The sequence below is a fragment of the Flavobacterium xizangense genome (assembly GCF_054075145.1).
The window spans coordinates 1-245 of record NZ_JBSIPG010000255.1; the positions used below are offsets into that span (position 1 = coordinate 1).

The window sequence follows — 245 nt, forward strand, 5'->3', positions numbered from 1 at the left end:
GTTTTAAGTGTGCAGGGATTAAATGGCGGTGGTTATTATAGTCCGACACAAAATGACTTAGGAGAAGGGAAATATCCTTTGGCACGTGATTTGTTTATTATTAACTGTCAGGGGTATTCAGGGCTTGGAATGGGCTTTTCTTCATTTATTGCCGGCGATATCGGACAGCGCATAGTTTTAAAATCAGGATTACTGCCATTCAAGACTCCAGGTCGTAAACTGAAAATTAGAAGTGAAATTTTAAG

At 39.2% G+C, this 245-nt stretch carries 1 protein-coding gene; it reads left to right on the top strand.

All coding sequences use genetic code 11. The features are described from left to right. Nucleotides 1-245: substrate-binding domain-containing protein (locus tag ACWA1B_RS23335; protein WP_456911061.1), on the top strand; the 245-nt coding region annotated here is incomplete at both ends.